The sequence below is a fragment of the Vibrio quintilis genome (assembly GCF_024529975.1).
GTDB lineage: Bacteria > Pseudomonadota > Gammaproteobacteria > Enterobacterales > Vibrionaceae > Vibrio > Vibrio quintilis.
On the sequence record NZ_AP024897.1, the window covers coordinates 3277739 to 3298387 of the forward strand.

Annotated in this window: 20 protein-coding genes and 1 tRNA gene; 10 read left to right on the top strand and 11 right to left on the bottom strand. The window is 41.9% G+C overall.

Annotated elements, in window-relative coordinates:
* Positions 1–67: 67 nt before the first annotated feature.
* The 6 genes from flgE to OC443_RS15105 form a co-directional block, all read right to left on the bottom strand.
* Entirely contained in the window at positions 68–1372 is a 1305-nt protein-coding gene (gene flgE / locus OC443_RS15080; RefSeq protein ID WP_073581182.1) for a flagellar hook protein FlgE, read from the bottom strand.
* Positions 1373–1401: 29 nt separating this feature from the next.
* On the bottom strand, positions 1402–2109 hold the full coding sequence (gene flgD / locus OC443_RS15085) for a flagellar hook assembly protein FlgD (protein WP_073581180.1): 708 nt from the start codon (positions 2107–2109) through the stop codon (positions 1402–1404).
* Positions 2110–2125: 16 nt separating this feature from the next.
* Positions 2126–2542, bottom strand: a complete 417-nt coding sequence (flgC, locus tag OC443_RS15090) for a flagellar basal body rod protein FlgC (RefSeq protein WP_073581178.1) — start codon at positions 2540–2542, stop codon at positions 2126–2128.
* A gap of 5 nt (positions 2543–2547) precedes the next feature.
* Positions 2548–2943, bottom strand: coding sequence for a flagellar basal body rod protein FlgB (gene flgB / locus OC443_RS15095; RefSeq protein ID WP_073581176.1), 396 nt, complete (start codon positions 2941–2943; stop codon positions 2548–2550).
* A 216-nt stretch (positions 2944–3159) separates the two neighbouring features.
* Positions 3160–3987, bottom strand: coding sequence for a CheR family methyltransferase (locus tag OC443_RS15100; protein ID WP_073581174.1), 828 nt, complete (start codon positions 3985–3987; stop codon positions 3160–3162).
* Complete coding sequence (locus OC443_RS15105) at positions 3988–4932, bottom strand: chemotaxis protein CheV (protein WP_073581172.1); 945 nt, start codon at positions 4930–4932, stop codon at positions 3988–3990.
* Between the two features lie 80 nt (positions 4933–5012).
* On the opposite strand from OC443_RS15105, the gene flgA reads away from it, so the two are divergent.
* The 3 genes from flgA (at position 5013) to OC443_RS15120 (ending at position 6662) form a co-directional block, all read left to right on the top strand.
* Complete coding sequence (gene flgA / locus OC443_RS15110; RefSeq protein ID WP_073581170.1) at positions 5013–5759, top strand: flagellar basal body P-ring formation chaperone FlgA; 747 nt, start codon at positions 5013–5015, stop codon at positions 5757–5759.
* Between the two features lie 116 nt (positions 5760–5875).
* The gene (flgM, locus tag OC443_RS15115; RefSeq protein ID WP_073581168.1) at positions 5876–6196 is read left to right on the top strand and encodes a flagellar biosynthesis anti-sigma factor FlgM; all 321 of its coding nucleotides are present in this window, start codon (positions 5876–5878) and stop codon (positions 6194–6196) included.
* 40 nt (positions 6197–6236) lie between these two features.
* Entirely contained in the window at positions 6237–6662 is a 426-nt protein-coding gene (locus OC443_RS15120; protein ID WP_073581166.1) for a flagella synthesis protein FlgN, read from the top strand.
* A gap of 84 nt (positions 6663–6746) precedes the next feature.
* Here OC443_RS15120 and flgP read toward each other — a convergent pair whose 3' ends face one another.
* Positions 6747–7178: a flagellar assembly lipoprotein FlgP gene (flgP, locus tag OC443_RS15125; RefSeq protein WP_073581164.1), complete on the bottom strand. Its 432-nt coding sequence runs from the start codon at positions 7176–7178 to the stop codon at positions 6747–6749.
* A 9-nt stretch (positions 7179–7187) separates the two neighbouring features.
* Complete coding sequence (locus OC443_RS15130; RefSeq protein ID WP_073581162.1) at positions 7188–7823, bottom strand: FlgO family outer membrane protein; 636 nt, start codon at positions 7821–7823, stop codon at positions 7188–7190.
* A 163-nt stretch (positions 7824–7986) separates the two neighbouring features.
* On the opposite strand from OC443_RS15130, the gene OC443_RS15135 reads away from it, so the two are divergent.
* The 3 genes from OC443_RS15135 to OC443_RS15145 all read left to right on the top strand — a co-directional run bounded on the left by OC443_RS15135 (position 7987) and on the right by OC443_RS15145 (position 13133).
* A complete protein-coding gene (locus OC443_RS15135; RefSeq protein ID WP_073581160.1) occupies positions 7987–9117 on the top strand; it encodes a flagellar assembly protein FlgT in 1131 nt (376 codons plus the stop codon).
* Positions 9118–9394: 277 nt separating this feature from the next.
* Positions 9395–11995: a pectinesterase family protein gene (locus tag OC443_RS15140; RefSeq protein ID WP_073581158.1), complete on the top strand. Its 2601-nt coding sequence runs from the start codon at positions 9395–9397 to the stop codon at positions 11993–11995.
* 97 nt (positions 11996–12092) lie between these two features.
* Positions 12093–13133, top strand: a complete 1041-nt coding sequence (locus OC443_RS15145) for an IS481 family transposase (RefSeq protein WP_073584295.1) — start codon at positions 12093–12095, stop codon at positions 13131–13133.
* Between the two features lie 159 nt (positions 13134–13292).
* Here OC443_RS15145 and OC443_RS15150 read toward each other — a convergent pair whose 3' ends face one another.
* On the bottom strand, positions 13293–14894 hold the full coding sequence (locus tag OC443_RS15150; protein WP_073586311.1) for a nicotinate phosphoribosyltransferase: 1602 nt from the start codon (positions 14892–14894) through the stop codon (positions 13293–13295).
* A gap of 10 nt (positions 14895–14904) precedes the next feature.
* Positions 14905–15765, bottom strand: a complete 861-nt coding sequence (gene prs / locus OC443_RS15155; protein WP_073586312.1) for a ribose-phosphate diphosphokinase — start codon at positions 15763–15765, stop codon at positions 14905–14907.
* Positions 15766–15947: 182 nt separating this feature from the next.
* On the opposite strand from prs, the gene OC443_RS15160 reads away from it, so the two are divergent.
* The 4 genes from OC443_RS15160 (at position 15948) to OC443_RS15175 (ending at position 18568) form a co-directional block, all read left to right on the top strand.
* On the top strand, positions 15948–16646 hold the full coding sequence (locus OC443_RS15160; RefSeq protein WP_073586323.1) for an NUDIX hydrolase: 699 nt from the start codon (positions 15948–15950) through the stop codon (positions 16644–16646).
* Positions 16647–16766: 120 nt separating this feature from the next.
* Positions 16767–16842, top strand: a tRNA-Arg gene (locus OC443_RS15165).
* 126 nt (positions 16843–16968) lie between these two features.
* Entirely contained in the window at positions 16969–17958 is a 990-nt protein-coding gene (locus OC443_RS15170; RefSeq protein WP_073586313.1) for a hypothetical protein, read from the top strand.
* Positions 17879–18568 (top strand): hypothetical protein, encoded by a 690-nt coding sequence (locus tag OC443_RS15175; protein ID WP_073586314.1) that lies wholly within the window; start codon positions 17879–17881, stop codon positions 18566–18568. Before OC443_RS15170 ends, OC443_RS15175 begins: the two co-directional genes overlap by 80 nt.
* A 108-nt stretch (positions 18569–18676) precedes the next feature.
* On the opposite strand, the gene OC443_RS15180 is transcribed toward OC443_RS15175, so the two are convergent.
* Positions 18677–19741 (bottom strand): pectate lyase, encoded by a 1065-nt coding sequence (locus tag OC443_RS15180; protein ID WP_073586324.1) that lies wholly within the window; start codon positions 19739–19741, stop codon positions 18677–18679.
* Between the last annotated feature and the right edge of the window lie 908 nt (positions 19742–20649).

Genomic DNA, 20649 nt, shown 5'->3' on the forward strand with positions numbered 1-20649 from the left:
CGCAAGATGGCAAAAAGCCAAACGTGCGTTGCCGCCCGTTTGGCTTTCTTAAGAAGCAGAAAAGTGATTATCGAATCTGCAGAATTGTCTGTTGCGTCTGGTTATGAACTTCCAGTGCACGAGAATTCGCCTGGAAATTACGCTGAGCTGAAATCAAATCCACCAGCTCCTGAGTCATATCAATATTCGATTGCTCCAAAGTACCGCTATTCACTGTACCAAAGGAACCTTTATTTGATTCACCCCAGATTTTATCACCGGAAGCTGTGGTTGAATCCCACTGCGTTCCGCCTTTTTTATCCAGTCCCTGCTCGTTAGCAACCCGAACTAAGGCAACACGGCCTAAGGTAATATTTTCACCATTCGAGTAAGTACCCAGAATACTGCCTTCTTCATTCACATCAACTTTGGTCAGGAATCCGGTTGTTGCACCATCTTCATCAAACTTTGTCAGTTCAAACGGCGCTGCAAACTGGGTTGCACTATTTAAACCAAAAGAAATTGTTTGTGATGGATCAGCACCATTCAGACTGACAGGGTTCGCACCCGTACCAATAGGTTCAGACACAACATCCTGTCCGCCATTAATAGTTGCCAGCGTACCATCATTATTGAAAGTCATCGTATGACCAGTCTGACCTGAAGGGGCAGTTGCGTTCCCCCCGGCAATATTAATTGGTTTCTCACCATCACCATCTGTCACTGTGTAATAAACCTGCCACGTATTCGGCTGGGTTTGATCTTTCAGATAGTAAGTTGTCATCTTATATGACTGACCCATAGAGTCATAAACCGTTGATGAGGTTGAACGGTTATAAGTATCCGGATCTTCGATATCGAACAATGCAGGATCTTTCAGAGGCGCATCTGCCGGTAAATTCACACCCACTTCAACATTTGCCGTCTGTTTAGGTTTACCAAACTGTGCCGGAATGTTCAGAGGCTGCGCTTCGTAAGAAGTCACATTACCCGTATCTTTATTGACCTGATAACCCAGCAAAAATTCATCATTTGATGTAACCAAATAGTTATCTTTATTCAAATGGAATGCCCCGTTACGGGTCAGTTCATTCTGCTGAGGAATCAAACGTTCTTTAGCGACAGCAAAAAAACCAGTTCCGGAAATACGCAGATCCATCGGGTTATTAGTATAAATACTTGAACCTTCATGGAATTGCTGGGCGACTTTGTTTGCCTGAACACCACCACCTGGTGTCGTTTTAGCATTTGTAAACAAAGAGTTAGAGTATACGTCTCCAAACTCAGCACGAGATTCTTTAAACCCGAATGTATTTGCGTTTGCAATATTATTACTGGTTGTATTCAAATCAAGCTGCGCTGCAGACAAACCACTTAATGATACATATGACATCTAATATTCTCCTATCTGGCCAGCGCCAGCTACGCCTTACCAACTTCCAGTACTTCAGCGAGTCGAACCGGTGACTCAAAACCAGCCAGGTTAAGCAGTACATTCCCATCGCCTTTGCCTAAGAGGACACTATTGACGTTCGCGTACGTTGAAACTTCAAACTCGTTATTTTTACCGTCCATCAGGCCCGATGCTTTAATCTTATATTTACCAGCCGGCAAAGCATTGCCATTTTGATCTTTGCCATCCCATTCAACACGGGAATCTCCGACTGGCTTAGCGCCGACATCAAAAGTACGAACCAGCTGTCCAACTTCGTTTTCAACCCGTACTATTAAGTTATCGATAGATTTAGGAAGCTTCACCATAGCAGCCATACTTCCACTATCTTTTTTAACGCCAGTCGCTCCAGGAACTAACACATCCCGTCCAACCAGGGATGATGCTTGTAAAGCCTGATTTGATGTCATGGAAGAATTAAGATTCTCAAACTGAGAGTTCATTTTCCCAATACCATCAACGGTTGCAAATGATGCCATCTGAGCGATCATTTGATCATTACTTACAGGCTTAAACGGATCCTGCTGTGATAATTGCTTTGTCAGCAAGGATAAGAAATCTTCCTGTTTGAGATCCTGCTTTCCAGTGACCTCATCAGGTTTCTTCTGTTCCTGAAGTTTTTTTAACTGGTCAACATAGGACAAGCCATTTTGACCAACATTATCAACTCCAGCCATATGCTATCTCCTATACCTATTGACCCATCTGTAATGTTCTCAGCAGCATTTGCTTACTTGCTTCTGCCAGTTGAACATTAGTCTGATATGCGCGTGACGCAGAAATCATGTTTGCCATTTCTTCCATCACATTAACATTCGGCTTATAAATATAACCTTCATCATTTGCTAAAGGGTGATCCGGGTTATATTCAGCGGTTAATGGCTTATCACTTTCGACTACGCCCAGTATTTTCACCGGAACAGTGTAATCATTTTTAGTCTTAGCGTGATCAAGCTCTGCAGCAAAAACCGGATGACGAGCTTTATATGTATCCTTTGCAGAACTACTGACGCTATCTGCGTTTGCAAGGTTACTCGAGGTGGTATTTAGACGAACAGACTCGGCACTCATTGCTGAACCTGTCACGTTAAAGACATTAAATAAACTCATCTAAACTACTCCCCTTTGATTGCTTTAGTCATACTTTTGAATTTGCCACCAAGAAAATCAAGTGAAGCCTGATGACGAATCTGGTTTTGCATAAAGAGATTTCTTTCCAAATCAACATCCACAGTATTGCCATCACCAGTATCCGGCTGTGTCGGAATGCGGTAAAGAGTTTCCCCTACAACTGCCATGGAGGCAGGAATATGCCGCCCATCCGTTCTTGATAAATGTATATCAGCACCAGAACTTGCAGCTTGTAATGCCTTATTAAAGTCCAGTGCCTTGGCTTTATATCCAGGCGTATTAGCTTGAGCAATGTTACTGGATATCATCTCAGCATTACGTTCCCGTACACCGACCGTATACTGATGAATACCTAATGCATTATTAAATGAGATTGCCATAATACGCCTCGTGATGAATAACTTCACTATGAATACAAATAATCAAGCAATAAATATACCAACTTGAACATTTCATAAATACAATACTTATTACACTCTACCTGAGCAAAAAACAGACCAATACAATGAATTAAAGGGATACATCAGAGGGTATCTGGAAATGGAAAGCAAGAGAGGAAAAAACCCGTATTCTGATACATCAGAATACGGGTTTAGTTATTTCAGTTTGTAGATAATGCCAGGATTACACCGAACCATATCAAAACGGTCTGTCAGTCCGGTTAAAGATTCAGAAGCTCCCAGCAATAAGAATCCACCAGGGTTTAAACTGTTTGCCATCTGATTCAATACTTTTGACTTCATGTCAGCAGAAAAATAAATCAGAACATTACGACAAAAGATGATGTCAAACTTACCTAACAACGCATAGCTTTCCATCAGGTTTTGCGGCCGGAAGTTGACCAGACGCTTCACATTATCTTTCACTTTCATCCGGCCATCACCTGCATCTTCAAAAAAACTCCGGCGACGCTCAAGTGACAGCCCTCGTCCTAATGCAAGATTGTCATAACTACCCATCCGGCACATATCTAACATCGTTGATGAAATATCGGTGGCAATAACAGAGCAATTTGGAAGCATTCCCGGTTTTTTCTGCTGTGTTTCCAAAATAGTCATCGCAATAGAATAAGGTTCCTGTCCGGACGAACTGGCAGCAGACCATATCTTTATTGGCCGTTTCTTCGCAGCAACCTCAGGCAATAATTTATCAGACAGTACAGTAAACGGATAATTATCGCGAAACCACAATGTTTCGTTTGTCGTCATTGCGTCAACAGCCGCTACACGAAGCTCACGATTCATTCCCTTGACTACATCCCGTAGCAACGCAGACAAAGAATCAAGCCCGTACTTTGTTACCAAAGGGCTTAACCGACTTCTAACCAAATACTGTTTGCTGTCTCCGAGCACAATCCCACATTGAGACTCTAAGAAGCGACAAAAATCTTTATATTCTTGTTCGCTGATCGTTATCGCAGTCATTCATTTCTCTTTAGTGTCTACGTCTACCAGTGCAGCTTTTACCGCATTACCAAGTTCGTCAGGATTAAATTTCGCGATAAAAGCATTCGCGCCTACTCTTTCTACCATAGCCTGATTAAATACGCCACTCAATGATGAGTGAAGTATTACATAAAGATCTTTCAGGTGTGGATTTCGACGAATTTCAGCAGTCAGTGTGTAACCATCCATTTCAGGCATTTCAATATCAGAAATGACAAGTGAGATATGATTAAATATTCCACCATCTTCTGCCAGTTCAACCAGTTTTTCGTATGCCTGCTTACCATCTATGACAGCAATCACTTCAAAGCCAATCGATTCAATAGCCCTTTGAACCTGTTTTCGGGCTACGGTCGAATCATCGGCAATTAATACCCGCCGGACAAACTCTTTTTTCTCTTCCGCTTTTGTTATTTCTTCACTGATGGAATCATCCATCGTTTCGTCTACAGGAGCGATTTCAGCCAGAATCTTTTCGACGTCAATCACTTCAACTAACTCATTGTCAATGTTCGTTACGGCCGTCAGATAGTTCGCTTTTCCTGCACCTTCCGGAGGTGGTAAAATTTCCTCCCAGCGCATATTCACAATTCTTTCAACAGAACTAACCAGAAAAGCTTGTATTGTCCTGTTAAATTCAGCAATGACAACAAAACTCTTTTCTATATCGGTTGTGGCTCTGCCGCCGATAGCAAGACTTAAGTCAATGACAGATACAGTTTGACCCCGAATATGAGCAACGCCTTTTACTAAACGATGTAAATTTGGCATTTCAGTTAATTTAGGACACTGCAAAACTTCTTTTACTTTAAAGACATTGATACCGTAACGCTGGCGACCATTTAACCGGAAAGTCAGCAACTCCAGTCGATTCTGGCCGACAAGTTGTGTACGCTGATTCACAGTATCCAGAATACCCGACATAAGTCCATCTCCATCTATACAAACTTTTCTGAAAAAAGTGGTAGTCTACAACAAGTGATGAATTAACTAAGGGATATAGAATCGTGTCATTCAATCCACATACATTCCCTCTGCCTGTTACTAAGTGTAGAGCTTTCTTCAAACTTTTTTATAGCTTTATCGTATTTTTATCACTTTTCTTTAACGTTTTTGCTAAAGCGGCAACGCAGGAACAAATTACTCATATCCGGAAAACAGCAGAAAATTATGCACTTCAAAAAATAGAATTCCCCGCCGGAGGAAAGATTGCTGCGACTGCAGCTCCTCTTGATAATCGGATACAAGCTTCTGATTGTCCAACCGGATTAAATGCATTTTCTTCCTCAAAAAGGGGTTCTGCTACTAACATCACTGTTCTTGTTGAATGCAAAGCTGAAAACTGGCGGGTATATGTTCCCGTACGTCTGAAAATCACAATTCCGGCAGTTACAGCAATTCATCCATTGAGCCGTGGACAAATCATTACTCAACAAGACGTTAGTGTTAGCATGGTAGATCTGCTTCGCTTCAGACAGCAAGGTTTTTCGTCAATAAATCAAGTCATAGGCGCAAAAGTTAAAAGAAATATCACTCTGAATGATATTATTAACAATCATGACATTTGTATTGTTTGCCGAAATGATAAGGTTGTGATAAGAGCGGTAAAAAATGGCCTGGCCATTACCACGCATGGCATTGCACTCTCTGATGGAATTCAGGGCGAACAAATCAGAGTGAAAAACACTAAATCCAAACGAATTATTGATGCAAGAGTTTCAGGTATCAGTGAAGTAACGGTACATTTTTGAACTTTTATTGAGCCCAGAGTAAAAAAACATCAGTTTTGGCAAAGAAAATGCTAAAGTATCCTTTAAGGACGTCGATATTGACGGTAAGCAAATATACATTTAACTAAGGCTCAGCTATGGCAAGCATTGATAACATTCGTTCTGGCCAGTCTCTGGCAAATACCAGTCGAAGCACGCAACGCGCGGAAAACAATGCATCTGAATCAAAAACTGAAACAGCGAGGCAAAGTGTTGCCTCTGATAAAGATGCAGTCTCTCTAAGTACACAAGGCAAAGCACTTGGAGACATTCACAATACATTATCGTCATCTCCTGCATTTGATACGGCAAAAGTACAGGCGATTAAAGATGCAATTGCAAATGGCTCTTATAAAGTCGATGCAGAAAAACTTGCAGATAATATGATCAAGTTTGAAAAAGAACTTGGTGACGCTTAATCTGATGATCAGAAAATCGAAGCGAGCAGGTTAGTAAATCATGGCAATCTTAAAAGATTTACTCGAATTTCAGTTTACGAACGCACAATCTTTGTCTGAGCTCTTAGATCAGGAAAAGGTTGTGATTGCTAAGCGCACATCATCAGAAATTGAAGCGATTGCAAAGCAAAAAATCACACTGATTAACCAGTTAAATGACACAGACCAAAGAATCGCAAATCATCCTGATCTGCCGGGCCTGCAACAGGATGAAGCGCTAACAAAACTTGTGGAACAAACAAAAGTTTTAATTACGGAATGTCAACAAGTTAACATGGTCAATGGTGAAGCACTGAAACGAGCACAACTTAGCTTTAATAAGCTAAACAATCTGATGCAACAAAGTCAGGGAAAAATCGGGATGACTTACACCCCTGAAGGTCAGACCCGTACAATATCAACACTTGGTACGAATATTAAAGCCTGAACCATGTGTACATCGTCCGAAACAATAAAAGCGCCAACAGGCGCTTTTATTATTTCTCGAGCAGTTCAGAACAAAAACTGATTATTAGAAAAGAGTTTTCTGACGTTTATCCGGTACTTGCTGAACTTCACCGTAATCTCTCATTTGTTCCATTTTATTAACATTCAAACGCAGCTCAGTCACATAGCTATCACCCACTTTGTAACTACGAACAACCTCAGCCCCACGAATTACACCATCCACAGCACCAGAGGTTGCTTCCGTTCCCAGACGCTGATCAGATAGTTCGGCCCGGCCACTCACCCTCATTCCGTAAACCTGCTCAGCAAGTTCACGGTAAGCATCAATCTTAGAAGCACGCATCGCCCGGACTTGTTTCTCTTTTAGAGTTCGTCCTTTCTGTTCACTGATAGATGCATATCCAACAGCCGTCAGCCAGTTATCTTTATTCAGCGTTTGTAAAGGCTGACATGCCATCAGAAATAATGCTGTTATTGATACTAACAAAAATTTCATTCAACACTCCTAAGGGCGCAATATGACAGTGTAAGGTTGTGTTATCGTTGGGTCTGAACGAATCAGCACTCCGTCCTGAGTACGCATTGTATTCAGTGTATCTAAATCACGTCCAATCCTGTCTGCTGGCAAGAATCCCTGCGCAGTTGCTACAACAATGCGGGATTGCATACCAACAACTCTGGCATTGACAATAACACCACCTTCCTGACGTAGCATTGTACCGGTCAGGACATATTGAATGGCTTGCTTTTCTGCCAGATTCTTCCAATCCCGGCTGAATGCAAAATCACCCTGTTGTGTCACCTTAATTGAACCTGTAGTTTTGAAGTCAACGACCTTAAACCCTCTTTGTTGTAACTGGTGAATAAAACCTTCCGTTACAGAGTTGCCAAGCCAGTTCGTTGCATCCATATTCTGCAGATCAACAAAAGAGGTCACCGCAATCGGTGTTCTTGCCGTCATACTCGTATTGGACTTGATCAAATCCTCCGTCATACTCTCCACAAAAAAGTCTAATGTATGACGCGGACTTTCCATTAACATAAACTGAGATCCGCTATAGGAATCTTTACCATTGTATATAGGGGCATAGGAACATGCTGTCAGAGACAACACAAAAACCATTATTAGCCATCTTTTCATGTTCTGCTCTCCAGATAACCCAGACAAAATTCAGTGTCCGTATTTTGACGTAAATGTGGAACACTCTTTGCTTTTCTATTGATATTCGAGTCTTAGAAAAGCTTTGCCGATAATTGCTATCGTAAACAGCAAGCAAATTTTATACCTGAGTGGCAGAACATATATGAAAAAAATTCTAACTACTTTTATACTAATCCTTTCAGCAATGGTCGGGGCGTCCCCGGCAATGGCTTCATGGTATGAAGTAACAGGGACGTCATACGTCGTCTCATCACAGAAAAAAGCCAGTATTCAGGCACTTGAAGACGCTATATATCAGGCTGTCAGTTTTTCCGGTGCCGATATCGGCAGCATTAGTCCGCTATTTCCTTTATTAGATGCGGATAAAACTGAGTTTCAGTTTACCAATCATGAAATTCGCTACATCCTTGTAGAAAAAAGAGAAATTAAAAATGATGTCATGTACGTTCATGCAAAAATAGATATCTATCCATCGGCAACAACTTGCCACATGAACGAATATAAGAAAACTTTTCTCATCAGTAACATCGACTTAGAATCACCACAACAGGCAGTGATGGGGCAGATATACGATCTGGGGGATGACTTCGCCCAGGTTATCGATAAGCAGCTCACTCAGGAATCACATAGTTTTGTGTCCGTCGGCACGACAAATTACGCCATCAATAAAAGCCACCCATCCCGGATCAAGATGATTGCCGAAGACAAAGGTGCTCAATATATTATTGGCGGAAAAATAACTGACCTGACAGCAACTATTTCCTCCAATGCCGGTAACGAAATCATCAACAGAGAATTTGCGCTTGAAATGCATGTATTCGATGGGAAAACCGGAAATGAAGTATATAAGCATAACTACCGCGAAATTGCACAGTGGCCTTTTCCGAAAACCAGTCAGATTGATACCCGGAGTGCAAGATTCTGGGCATCAGCCTATGGCGAAATGTTGCTCCGTCTGAGCAGAAAAATCATGCTGGATCTTGAATCTGAATTTTCCTGTAAAATTACACTACCGGAAGTTGTGGCAAAATTCGGCAATAAGATTACGATGAATCTTGGCCGTCTGCATGGCGTAAAAACCGGTGACAAATTACAGTTATGGCATACCGGTTCATTTATTGATCAACATGGCATTCCCCGGAACAAAGTGACCAAAAGTAATGTGACGCTCACAGTCACCCGGATTTATGAAAAAGACGCCGAACTCAGCATTGATCAGGACGAACTGGCAGACAGTGTTCAGATTGGTGATGTGTTGCAAAAACAGAATTGATTACATGTCACAGTCGCAGGGCACGCAATGTGCCCTGTATTCCTTCAATCAATCATTAAAAAGACTTCTATTCAGAGAGTTACCTTCCACTTTATCACTCAGAGATTAACTTGTGATCTTCATATAATTTCTGTGAAAAGAACAAGTCTGCCGGTATTTACCCCCTGTATTCCTATCTGGTTTTGTGGCTTGATCACGGTTTATCACACAAATAAAATTAAAATGAAAACATGTTTCTTTTTTTTAGATTCGACATTTCAATAACAAGGATAATTCTATGAATAAGCATCTTGCCAGAGGGCTGAGTGCATCGGCTTTGTTCTGTATTTACTCTGCAACCGCTGTCCCTTTATATGATGTCACTGTTGCGACAGATGGTTCAGGTGATTTTCGCTCGGTTCAGGAGGCCATTCAACATGCGCCGGATAACCAGCAACCTTATGTTATCTATATACGAAACGGTATTTATCAGGAAAAACTGGAAGTAAAACGACCCAATATCCACCTGATCGGTGAAAACCGGGATAAAACCGTCATTACAGCAACGACTGCAAACGGCACCTTTAATAAAAAGAAAGGGAAGAAATTCGGAACGACAGGAAGCCGGACCGTCAACATTGATGCGACAGACTTCAGCGCCCGGTCTTTAACCATTGAAAATGGTTTCGATTATCCGGCCAATCAGGCAAAAGCAAAGGATGATCCAACCCGGATAAAACACACACAGGCCGTCGCACTCCTCATTTCCAGAAAAGCCGATCGCATCCAGTTTAAAGATGTGAACCTGAAAAGCTATCAGGATACTTTTTATACCAAAGCCGGCAGAACTTATGTCGATGACTCCCGGATCATGGGAACAGTTGATTTCATTTTCGGGCATGGCACTGCTTTATTTGAAGACAGTGATATCGTTGCCCGCTACCGGGGCGATGTAAAACCGGGCTCTCCCCTTGGGTATATCACAGCCCCAAGTACAAATATCAAAAAACAGTTTGGTTTAGTCTTTAAAGACTGTCGCCTGAGTAAAGAAGCAAAAGTTCCGCCTCATAGTTACGGATTAGGACGTCCCTGGCATCCGACCACAAGATTTTCTGACGGACGCTATGCCGATCCTGATGCTGTCGGCCATAGTGTATTTATCAATTGCCAGATGGATAATCATATCTATGGCTGGGATAAAATGAGCGGGAAAGATATCAATAAAAATAAAATCTGGTTCTATCCTGAAGATTCCCGTTTTTGGGAGTTCCATAATACCGGGCCCGGGGCAAATGCCCGAGATCCTAAACGGCCACAACTCAGTGCTGAACAGTTGATACATTATACAAATCAGGAAATTTTATCCGGATGGCAACCTGATATTACGCTTGGTGCAAAAAGTACCATCCAGGGACAGGTCATTCACACAGGAATGCACTTCCCGGCAGAAATCACCATCAAAGATAGTATCGGAAAAACATTTGTGATTAAGACGAACAAGCAAGGACACTACCATACCGGCATTACCGGCATGACTCCGCCGCTGCTTGTTTCCGCTGATGACCACAGTGGTGCTTCCTGTCTGAAAAGCAATCAATACCGCTCTGTTTGCAGCAGTGCCATTGTTGCTGATGTCAATAATAATGGTGTGACAACTGCGAATATCAACCCTTTCAGTGATTTAGTCGTTTCTTCACTCGCAGCAAATGAAGGTATTAAAGGGCCGCAATTACTGCTGGAGAAGAAAAAATTGCCGGCCTTATCTCATCAGGCATGGCTGGAAGCAAATCAGCACTTCACTGATGCTTTCAGAAATGTTGTTAAACAGCATGGACTCGATCCGAAAGAAAACTGGAATCCGGTCAGTTATCCAAAAGCGTATGAGCCAGTGATGAGGGAAATCGCCTCTCAGGTTATTCATAATCGTGGGTATAATACAAAAACCGGGCTTGCTTCTAAAACTTACCTGACAGATTTGGAATTCCGGCCAATTATCAACCTGAGTAAGATTCCTGATTATATTCTGAAGGGCAATCAACTTGCTGAGACACAAGAAATAGTTAAAGAAGCTAAGAAACGTATCTTTATCGTTGGCGATTCTACAGCATCCAATTACGAACCCGATGTTTTCCCCAGAATGGGATGGGGACAGGCATTTGATCAGTTAGTCTCAGATCATAAAGAGATTCAGGTTGTGAATGCGGCCCGTTCAGGCAGAAGCTCCAGAGACTATATCAACGGCAGATGGCTGAGCCAGCTTGAGCCTTTGGTAAAACCCGGAGACTACCTGTTTATTCAGTTCAGTCATAATGATGAAAAATGTAATGGGGCGAAGAAAAAACGCGGTCCGATTGACGTGGCAAACCTGTGCACCTACCCCAATGATAAGCAAGGCAACCCTCAATATCCTAAAGCACATAAGGAAATGTCTCTTCAATATTCACTGGAAAGATATCTGGGATTTGCCCAATATCACAAGATGCATCCGGTGATGCTGACGTCAGTTCCCAGAGCAAAAACAGTGAAGAATAAACCGGGCGTTCCTATCAGACCAACTCAACATACCACGAAGCAAAACAAGCTTCACGGCTATCAGTTCTTCGGCAGTTATACACAAACAGTGAAAGATACTGCAGCGAAGCACCATATTCCTTTGCTGGATATGCAAAGCCGGGTCAGAGACATGGCGAATCAAACCAAAGGTGATGAATGGAAACATCTGTGGCTGGCTGTCGACCCTGAAGAATATCCGTTCTATAAAACCCGTTCTTCAGGAACACTGAAAAAGCCGGATACGACGCACTTCCAGGAAAAAGGTGCCAGAAAAATCGCGAAGCTGGTTGTTAAAGAGATTAAGCACACCGATGCTTTAAATCAGCTGTCCGCTTATCTGAATTAGTCACAACCTAATCTGACACATCTTCTTGAAAAGTTGAGAGTTACCCGTTTTGATAAAGGTGCTGAATCTTTAATCAAACAAAAAAGAGGTAACTCTCATGCTTCATACTAACAATCCCATTATCAAACACAAAGCGGGTTTATTAAATCTGGCGGAAGAATTAGGCAATGTTTCCAAGGCATGTAAGATTATGGGCGTATCCAGGGACACGTTCTATCGCTATCAGGAGCTTGTCGAGCAAGGCGGAATTGATTCCTTAGTGAATCAGTCCCGCAGAGCACCCAATATTAAGAACCGGGTTGATGAATCTACAGAAAAGGCTGTCGTCAGTTACGCCATCGAATTTCCAGCTCATGGTCAGGCGCGTACCAGCAATGAACTCCGTAAGAAAGGAATCTTTGTTTCCGGCAGTGGTGTCCGGTCGATCTGGCTACGGAATAATCTGGAGAATTTCAAAAAACGGTTGGCCGCTTTAGAAGCCAAAGTCGCCAGTGAAGGAATCATTTTAAGTGAAGAGCAGGTTGCAGCGCTGGAGAAAAAGAAACAGGATGATGAAGTGTGTGGTGAAATCGAGACGCATCATCCCGGCTACCTGGGGTCACAGGACACATTCTACGTCGGTAATCTCAAGGGTGTTGGCCGGATTTACCAGCAGACCTTTGTCGATACTCACAGCAAAGTGGCTTTCGCAAAACTTTATACCACAAAAACACCGATCACATCGGCTGATTTACTCAACGATCGTGTCTTACCGTTCTTTGAAGCCCATCAGCTTCCGCTGCTGAGGATTTTGACGGACAGAGGCACAGAGTACTGTGGCAAAGTGGAGCAGCACGATTATCAGCTGTATCTGGCTATCAATGATATCGACCATACAAAAACAAAAGCCAGACATCCTCAGACAAACGGTATCTGCGAGCGTTTCCACAAAACGATTCTCAATGAATTTTATCAGGTCACGTTCAGGAAAAAGCTCTACAGTTCATTAGAAGAGTTGCAAAAAGATCTGGACGAATGGCTGGATTATTACAACAATGTTCGAACTCATCAGGGAAAAGTCTGCTGTGGGCGGACACCGATAGAGACATTATTGGATGGAAAAAAGATTTGGGCAGAAAAGAATTTAGCTCAAATCTAATCTGACGAAAGCACCGAAAAAATGGGTAACTGTCAGATCAGGTCTGAGCTAGTACAGCTTATCTGCCTTAATTTATTCACTTCATAAGTAAACAATCCACCTGAAAACTCAGGTGGATTGTCATTTTTCAGAGACACCTTCATCTTTGAACTGAATGAGTTAAGACTCAATCTGCTCACGGATCACTGTCCGTATTTCAGCCAGCGTTGTCTCTTTCAGCAACTGACCATTTTCAAATACAACCGCCAGCATCCCCTGCTGCTCTTCGGCTTCAGTCACATCATCAAACAGGGTTAACTCCCCGTCAACATACTCAACTTTCAACAATCCTTTCGCGGATTTTTTCTTTTTATCCGTTTTCGGATCTTTATAAATTGCGAGACGCTCATTATTTTTTACAACACTGGTTGCTTTCACCACAGAACCATGTGTATCTCTGGTAACATATTGGTAGCTGTATGAGCCAATTCCCAACACCACCTTTGAAGCAAACCCTTTATCCATTAACCGCTGTAATATCTGGCGCTGACGAACAAGCGTGATCGCATCGCCGTAAATCGCACCGATGTGATCATCAAGTAATTTATACCCTTTTGCTGTTACAGTTCCGCCAAAAATATCCCACAGGCATTCAATCAACCCTTTCACTTCACATGGCATCAACGGAATAGTTTCCTGATCACTCAAACCATAATAACTGCCCTGCCAGCAATAGGCTTCAAAACCATTGGAATAAGCATCCTGCTCCGCCTGTGCTCTGGACTTATACAATTCAGCATAATCTTCAACGGGAGAAACCTGATATCCGGTCAGTATTTTTACCGGGTCTCCGGAATCCGGGCGAATCACCAGGCTTCCCTCCCGGGCCATAATATCTTCTTTTAATTCAGGCAAATAATCAGTCACTAAAGTCCAGAAATCCCAGGTATCAGACACAACACTCAAAACCCCTGCTGGCGACTGTTCACGCATCAGATAGCGGAAGAATTCAATCTCTCCTTCCATAATCCAGGAACAGGTCACTGAGTGCTCCGTTGCATCAACAGAACAACCCACCAATTCTTTATCCACATCGGCACCGTAATACTTTTCAGCAAACAGCACTGCCGGAATCGTATCAGTGCCGGCAAGACCTGAAGCCAGGTGACCAAACCCACTCATTGCAGCAGCCTGCTTGCCAAACATGCCGCGAAAACTAAAGTCATGCCCCTGAAACGGCACAAAATCCATAGGTAATCCGGTTTTTTCAGCAAATTCTTTAAATACTTTAAAATAGGCCACTGAAGTCGTCGCACTGGTTTGAATCGGCCAGTTCTCGCAACTCAATACCGTTTCAATCATATTGGTCAGCCACTGAAAACCGGGTTGCGTGTTCACAATCGTCATTGGCGGCACCTGATATGGCACTAAAGTTCCCTCCGGCAATGCTTTAATTTTTAGCGGCAAATATCCCAGCTCATGTAATGATTCCAGATAAGAAACATCCACTTTGTACCCCAGCATAGCACTCATAATTCGTTGATGGCCGGCAACAGCGGTCGCTTTATCTGCTTTAAAGAATGAATCCCATTCCTCCATCAAATAGCTTTTAATGAAATACTGAAGTCCGACAAATGCGACTTTATTGGTTTCTTCCACATTGCTGAATCTACCGCTTCTTGAAGTGTAATTCGCGTAAACTTCCGTCACATCCGGATGATATGCCCTGCCATGAAACTCTTTATAAACATCTTTTTGCATGGTTGCTGCATGGATTGTCATTGCTCTCACCTTAACCTAACTGATTGATTATTTTGAAACGAACATCAGAATTCTGCTCAAATTCGTCCTGAGGGCGAAATGAATCCGTGGTATAAACCTCATCAATCACACCTTCAAACACCTGAAGCCCCTGAGAAAAAATACCGTGCGTGACAAACAGAGAAATCTTAAGTGCACCTTTACTTTTCAGCACCTTAGCCAGTTCAATAAAGGTCCTGCCGCCATCACAAATATCATCAGCAATCAGAACATTTTTGCCAGCCACCTGACCGTTGATTTCAGTTTTCTCTATTTGCCCAGTTCTCAGGTTTCTGACTTTATGTGCCTGAATCACTTCAACCGCGCCTCCACAGGCACCTGCAATTTGCAACGTTTTCTTACCGGCACCAGCATCAGGTGCAACCAGTAACAATTCTCCTTGCTTTAACTGCTGCCATAATTCAGGACAGCTTTTGATAAATTCGGCTTGCGGGACATGATGAGCCCGTTGTAACAATGCAGATGACACATCACTGTGCACATCCCACACTGTAACTTTTGAAAACTGACATTGATTGATCAACGTTGCCATCACCGATGCACCAAGCGCTTCTCCGCCGACACAAACTCTGTCTTGCCGGGCATAAGGAAAATAGGGCATAACCAGTTCAACCGGAACCTGCTCTCTGGTTAATCGCTTCAGGGCATCTGATGCCATGAGCAATTGCATCACCGCAGCAGAGTCAGTCAGGCGGGTTACAACTTCAACTTTCTTTACCCGGCTAAAATCATGCTCACTGAAGCGGATGTGTTCTTCACCACCACTAAACGTAAAGCTCTCAAACGAAAGCGCCAGCTTCGTTCCATCAACATCATAGCTAAAGACTTGCATAAACACCTCAATAATGTCCCTAAGACACAAACAAAATAACACACAAACTTCTTATGTCAACCATTAATGTCACAAGGACACAAATTGATATTATCGCACGGTCTGATAACCATGATTGATAATGAAAAGTGAATAATTTAATGTGTCTGAAAAACTCATGAATGCACTGGTTATACTCAGAAATGAATGACTCTTACGATATAAGCCAATACAGTAATCCCCTGTTTACCGTTGATAGTGTGCTGTTTACGGTGAAAGATCAGGTGCTGAAGGTGTTGATGGTTAAACGGGCGAACGATCCCTTTTCCGGACTCTGGGGATTGCCGGGAGGCTTTGTTGATATCGACACCGATGATACAACAGATATGACAGCACTCAGAAAACTAAAAGAAAAGACAGATGTTGCTCCCCGGTATCTCGAACAGCTTCAGGTATTTTCAGGGCAGGACAGAGATCCAAGAGGTTTTAGCGTTACACTCGTTTACTATGCTTTAATTGCTGAGCAGGATGTCGCTTCTCACCTTACAACCATTGAGGACGTTCAATGGATTGATGTCAATACGGTTCAATCGATTCCGGTTGCTTTTGATCATCAACAGCTCATCAAACACGCTCATCAAAGATTACAACAAAAAGCACTGTACTCGATGGCGCCTGTGTATTGTCTGCCTCAACTTTTTACTATCGGTCAGCTGAAATCTGTGATTGAAACCATTATCGGGAAAAGCATTCAACGTAAGAGCCTGATTCGCAGGATCGAAGCATCTGAAATGTTTGAAATGCAGGATGAGAAAGTCAAATCAGGCGGAAGAAAAGCACAACTTTACAAGATTAAGCCCGGTGTTGATATTGCTCACTTTGAGCGTAACCTGAGTTTGTGATGATGTGTAAAGCTGACACCAGAAAGAAATACGATCAATTCTAAGACAATGAAAACAAAAAAGTATAGTTTCCTCTTCACTGACAAAATGAAATCGGTATACTACGCAATAGTTTCATCAGTCCCCTTAGTTCAGCCGGATAGAACAAGGACCTCCTAAGTCTTAGACACAGGTTCGAATCCTGTAGGGGACGCCACTTCAGCCTGTTGCCTAAAATAACAGTATCCCATTCTCATGACTTCCTGTTGTCATTCACAGCTACTAATCTACACACAACTGTCATAAAATAATCCTCTGATAACGACTAAACTGAGAGATAATTTTGAGCGCTAAGTTTACGCACCTCGCCTGGCAGTTTCATACCCAAACCCCGGTTGAAAAACTCGTATTGCTGATGCTGGCAGATAATTCCGACCAGCAGGGGTATGTATTGCTTGATCTCGACCAGGCTGCGCCTTTATGTTCTCTGTCAGCTTATGCTCTGGCGGATTGCCTGACAAATCTGGCACAACAGGGCCTGATAGAAAAAGAAGGGCTGGAACGCAAAAAGGGCAAAGAAATCCACATTTTTAAAATTGTGGAGCAACCGGAACAGCCTGTCTCTGTTCCGGAACCTCATCAGAACACTGAACCACGGCTTACTCCTGCCCCCGTGACACCGCCTTCGGTAAATCAGGTTGAGACTTCATCCGGTGCAATCCCGGAATGGGCAACAAAAGAGCTTTCTTTCAGTGGCATCAACAGTCATCAGCAACAACAGGTTTGGGATGCTTTCCGGAAATCGATTGATTTTAGCCAGCTATCCTGCACACCTTTAGCCCGGCTTGAGCGATACCTGCAAAACTGGCTTCAGGAACAGACTAAAAATAAGCAGAATTCTTTTTCCGGTGCTGCGCAAACAAAAGGAAAAAACAGACCGCAGCAGAATAACTTTACAAAGCCGGTAACTGTAAACCAAAATGACAGACAAGAATTTATTTCAACCCATGATCTGGACGAATATACAATTCCATCCTGGGCTGAAAAGGCATTCAGATTTTCAGCTGTGACTACGGATCATAATTTGATCTGGCAAAAGTTTGTTTTGTGGCATAAATCAAAAGCAAATGAGTTATTAGCCGTCAGTAAATTAGAGAATAAGCTCAAATACTGGTTAGCCAATGAGAAATTAAATGAAGACAGAAAAACGCGGACCCAAGGACATTCAGGCACTTCAGAACAAACTCAGGGAGATGGGCATCGACGCAAACTTAGCCCATCTGAGCGCTTCCGGCAACAACTCATCCAGCAGGGAAAAAAACCAACCTTCTGAGGAACCGGAAGAGAATTATGCGCCGGTGTCAGATTCTCATCAGACCGGCGACATTCCTTCAGACTGGTGCAATCATGTATTTGGCTCTTTTCTCAGTATTTATGAAACCCAATGGGAATATCAGTATGGCAGCCTGCCGACCGGCAGATTTATTGAATTTGCTGCTGCTATTGATGTAGAAAAACTCAACCGGTTATTAAAACATTGCCATGAGCGGATTCAGATGGGAAATAGCTGGCCGCCTCAAATGGGCGAACTCTGGGTGCTGAAAGATGCATTAACCGCGGAAGAGTTGTTAGACAGCCGCATCCGGGTGCTATCCCGAATGCCAGAAAACCAGATAGAAAAGTGGCTGGTGCAAAATAAACTCTTCAATTTAAAGCACCTGGCTGAAAACAAACTTGATGAACAATTTAAAAAATATTATTTAGAAGCCAGACGCCTGAAAGAAAAAGGACTGCTTCGTACGGATGTGCCAGAGCACCCGCAGCTGAGCAGCAGTTCGGTCAAAAACCTCAATGATGTAATGCGGGAAGACTATGAACAAAAACATGGGAAGCGCCTCCATCCCAGAATTCGCCAGATACTAAAACACGATTCAGAAGAATAAAAATCGGGGTTTTAAAGCCCGACAGATCTTCAGCACTAATTCTGACATAAAAAAAGCGCCATAATGGCGCTTTTTATTAAAAGGAAATTAATACTTGTAATTGTCTGATTAAAGTTTTTTAACGTCTGATTTCTTAACCTGACAGTTTGTAGTATTCCATTTTTCTCCGATTTTCTTAGATTCACCTTGTCCTTTTTGTACACCTTTGTATACAACACAGACTTTTGGCTTACCAGATTTGTAGTTTTTGATTTTCAGGTTTTTGATTTTAGCTTTGTCACCGTAGTTTTTGTTCACACCGACAACACTACCAATTTTTGCGTCGATTTTAACGTTATCGATAACAATGTTTCTTGGTCCGCCGTTGTTCGTACAGTTACCACATGAACGCCATAATTTACCGTGCTGACCTTTCAGTGTGAAGCCGCCTTTTACAGTTGTTGTTGTGCCGTTTTTCGCATTATGCTGGAAAACTTTGTCTGGTTTGCCACCAGGGCCACTTTTACTGTTATAAGCCATACCACCGATGATGGTCATTGATTTCGCTGTTTTGGTCAGTGTTGCTGCATCTTCACAGATGTCTTTCCAAACAACGTTTTTCAGCGTACAGTTCCCTTTCTTACAGTGGATACCATCTGAACCACCGCTTTTAGAGATTTTAACGTTTTTCACTGTTGCGTTAATCAAAGTTAACACAGGTGGCTGATCCTCACTGTCACCTTTACAGCTCAAACCAATTGTTTTACCGCCACAATCCACAGTTTCATTTTTGAACGTTGCACCAGCTTTACACTTGCTGGAACCAGCGGTTTCAATGAGATCTGTTAATTGCGGAACCGTGCTTGTTACGTTTGACAGGTGAGATTCACCCGCGTCATCGTAAACTTTAACCCAGTACCAGTAATCTTTATATGCGCTTGCATCATCATCTTCAGAAACAAAACGATCTGTATCTACTGCAGAAAGTTGCGTCGCATCATCAAAAGAACTGGTTTCGCTTCGGTAAACTTCCTGACGAGCCACTGAATCTACATCAGTAGACCAAGTCAGAATATTTTCACCATCTGCCTGAGTTAACATTAACGTTGTATCTGCTGCATATGCTGTAGAAACAGATGCAGAGATTGCCATTACAAGTGAAGCAATTTTCACTGACGTCTTTAATAATTTCATTTTCATAACACCTTCGTTTTAAACAACCGCATTCAATATGAAACATCGGTTTATTTTATGCAAAAGCTTTTTTCATTCATTATTAAAATTTGTGGATTCAGACAATAAAATAATAAAACAATATTGACATAAGAATAAGTAAAGCGGTATTAGGAATAAATATTTAAATAAATAAGAACATTTAATTATATTTTAAAAAAACACAACACAATTACAACAATCCTCATAAAAACATACGGTTACACATAAAACATGGCGTACCAAATAATCATAACACCATTAAAATCCAGTGCTAAACTATATTCAGCAACATAAATTGCCTTTAAAAAACAAATCTTAAGAATATAAACAGAACAGGTGCAGATAAAATTTATTACAGAATGATAAAACTTCTTTCACATAAACATTTTCTAGAGTAAAAACTTAATTTATAAATTACCGTACAGATTACTAATTAATTAACATTAGTGACATGTCATGAAATATTGTTTTTCCTGTAAAAAAACATCTCAAATAGGTGCATAATTAATAATATTGAAAGATAAAATAACAAAAAGGTTATTAGTCAGTAATAAAAAACACATCGTTTTTTATTTGAACTATGAATTAAATTTTCAAACATATAAACTGGTAAACCAATTCTTTCTTTAAAACCATAGTGAGTTATTGGTGAATTAAAAAATATTAATTTTTGCCGTATGAGTCACTTTATCTGTCATACCTGCTCATCACCACCAACAAAACTGCAACCGGAAGATACTTCCCATACCTGCCGGTACCACAAAAAGAAACGCTTATACCCAAGCAACCTGAAGATGCAGGATTCAGGTTGCTTGGGTATATATAATTTCTGGCCAGGCATTCCAGATTGATAAGACGGAGCAGAATAAAAAATTCATAACATCGTC

What these genes read in the sequence shown, in the direction of transcription:
- flgE (WP_073581182.1), bottom strand. Translation starts at nt 1,372, where the DNA reads ATGTCATATGTATCATTAAGTGGTTTGTCTGCAGCGCAGCTTGATTTG.
- flgD (WP_073581180.1), bottom strand. Translation starts at nt 2,109, where the DNA reads ATGGCTGGAGTTGATAATGTTGGTCAAAATGGCTTGTCCTATGTTGAC.
- flgC (WP_073581178.1), bottom strand. Translation starts at nt 2,542, where the DNA reads ATGAGTTTATTTAATGTCTTTAACGTGACAGGTTCAGCAATGAGTGCC.
- flgB (WP_073581176.1), bottom strand. Translation starts at nt 2,943, where the DNA reads ATGGCAATCTCATTTAATAATGCATTAGGTATTCATCAGTATACGGTC.
- OC443_RS15100 (WP_073581174.1), bottom strand. Translation starts at nt 3,987, where the DNA reads ATGACTGCGATAACGATCAGCGAACAAGAATATAAAGATTTTTGTCGC.
- OC443_RS15105 (WP_073581172.1), bottom strand. Translation starts at nt 4,932, where the DNA reads ATGTCGGGTATTCTGGATACTGTGAATCAGCGTACACAACTTGTCGGC.
- flgM (WP_073581168.1), top strand. Translation starts at nt 5,876, where the DNA reads ATGGCAAGCATTGATAACATTCGTTCTGGCCAGTCTCTGGCAAATACC.
- OC443_RS15120 (WP_073581166.1), top strand. Translation starts at nt 6,237, where the DNA reads ATGGCAATCTTAAAAGATTTACTCGAATTTCAGTTTACGAACGCACAA.
- flgP (WP_073581164.1), bottom strand. Translation starts at nt 7,178, where the DNA reads ATGAAATTTTTGTTAGTATCAATAACAGCATTATTTCTGATGGCATGT.
- OC443_RS15130 (WP_073581162.1), bottom strand. Translation starts at nt 7,823, where the DNA reads ATGAAAAGATGGCTAATAATGGTTTTTGTGTTGTCTCTGACAGCATGT.
- OC443_RS15135 (WP_073581160.1), top strand. Translation starts at nt 7,987, where the DNA reads ATGAAAAAAATTCTAACTACTTTTATACTAATCCTTTCAGCAATGGTC.
- OC443_RS15140 (WP_073581158.1), top strand. Translation starts at nt 9,395, where the DNA reads ATGAATAAGCATCTTGCCAGAGGGCTGAGTGCATCGGCTTTGTTCTGT.
- OC443_RS15145 (WP_073584295.1), top strand. Translation starts at nt 12,093, where the DNA reads ATGCTTCATACTAACAATCCCATTATCAAACACAAAGCGGGTTTATTA.
- OC443_RS15150 (WP_073586311.1), bottom strand. Translation starts at nt 14,894, where the DNA reads ATGACAATCCATGCAGCAACCATGCAAAAAGATGTTTATAAAGAGTTT.
- prs (WP_073586312.1), bottom strand. Translation starts at nt 15,765, where the DNA reads ATGCAAGTCTTTAGCTATGATGTTGATGGAACGAAGCTGGCGCTTTCG.
- OC443_RS15160 (WP_073586323.1), top strand. Translation starts at nt 15,948, where the DNA reads ATGAATGACTCTTACGATATAAGCCAATACAGTAATCCCCTGTTTACC.
- OC443_RS15175 (WP_073586314.1), top strand. Translation starts at nt 17,879, where the DNA reads ATGGGCATCGACGCAAACTTAGCCCATCTGAGCGCTTCCGGCAACAAC.
- OC443_RS15180 (WP_073586324.1), bottom strand. Translation starts at nt 19,741, where the DNA reads ATGAAATTATTAAAGACGTCAGTGAAAATTGCTTCACTTGTAATGGCA.